General features: G+C 68.9%; 2 protein-coding genes. Both read right to left on the reverse strand.

What is annotated here, in order from left to right; translation table 11 throughout:
* On the reverse strand, nt 1-406 hold a 406-nt coding region (locus AC27KI_RS25130; protein WP_487116503.1), incomplete at its 3' end, for an amino acid ABC transporter ATP-binding protein.
* Nucleotides 403-1,116 carry an amino acid ABC transporter permease gene (locus AC27KI_RS25135; protein ID WP_487116505.1) on the reverse strand — a complete coding sequence of 238 codons (714 nt, stop codon included), beginning with the start codon at nt 1,114-1,116 and terminating at the stop codon, nt 403-405. The genes AC27KI_RS25135 and AC27KI_RS25130, both read right to left, overlap by 4 nt.
* Nucleotides 1,117-1,278 lie beyond the last annotated feature (162 nt).

Genomic DNA, 1,278 nt, shown 5'->3' on the forward strand with positions numbered 1-1,278 from the left:
GGGCGATGGCCACGCGCTGCTGCTGGCCGCCCGAGAGTTCACTGGGCCAGGCCTGGGCCTTGTGCGCCAGGCCCACGCGGTCCAGCAGGGCCAGGGCCCGCTGCTCGGCCGCCTGGCGCGACAGCACCGACAGGTGTGGAAACAGGTTGAACTGTTGGAACACGAAGCCGATGCGCGAGCGCAGCGCGTTCACGTCCACGCCCGGCCCGTGGATGGGCTGCCCGTCGATCAGGATGCGCCCGCCCTGGATGGGTTCGAGCCGGTTGAGCGTGCGGATCAGCGTGGATTTGCCCGAGCCCGAAGGCCCGCACACCACGACCACCTCGCCCTGGTCGATGGTTTCGGTCACGTCCACCAGGGCGTGGTAGCTGCCGTACCACTTGTTCACGCCGTGCAGTTCGATCATGTCGTTCGGAGTCCGGAAGAAGAGGAGGGGGCCGCGCGCCGCGCCAGCCGGCGCTCCAGCGCGTACGCCAGGCGCGACAGTCCGAAGCACAGCACGAAGTAGGTCAGGCCCAGGATGCCGAACACTTCGGCCGGCCGGATGAAGACCTGGGTGTTGATCTGCGTGGCGATGAAGGCCACCTCCGTGAGCCCGATGATGTAGCCCAGCGAGGTCTCCTTGATGGTGACGACGAACTGGTTCACCAGCGAAGGCAGCATGTTGCGCAGCGCCTGCGGCAGCACCACCCGGCGCATGGCACGGGGGTACGACAGGCCCAGGGCGCGGGCGCATTCCATCTGCCCGCGCGGCAGGCCCCGGATGCCGGCGCGCACGATCTCGGCCAGGTAGGCCGCGTTGAACACCACGAGCGCGACCAGCATGGTGGTGAACTGGTCGGTCTTCACCCCCGTCACGCTGGGCAGGAAGAAATAGGCCCAGAACACCACCATCAGGAGCGGCGTGCCGCGCACCACGAAGACGATGGCCGTGACCGGCCAGCGCACCGAGCGCCACGGGCTCACGCGCGCCAGGCCGAACAGCACGCCCAGCGGCAGCGCCAGCAGCAGGGCGCCCGCCGCCAGCAGCAGCGTGAGCGCCAGGCCGCCCAGCGGGCCGTTGGGGTACTGGCCGACCAGGAAGTACAGCCAGTAGGTATCGATCAGTTCCAGCATGTGTGCCTATCCGTTGTTCACTGCGCTGCGCATTACCTGCGGCGCATCAAACTGGCGCTGCCAAAGCCAGTGCCCCCGTGCAAGGGCCGCCCCGCCGCACTGGGGGCGTCCCCCTCCCGACTCGCGCAGCGAGACGAGAGAGGGGGAAGGCGCGAAGCGACT

It is taken from the genome of Acidovorax sp. KPB24-03 (assembly GCF_057546605.1).

What these genes read in the sequence shown, in the direction of transcription:
- AC27KI_RS25135 (WP_487116505.1), bottom strand. Translation starts at nt 1,116, where the DNA reads ATGCTGGAACTGATCGATACCTACTGGCTGTACTTCCTGGTCGGCCAG.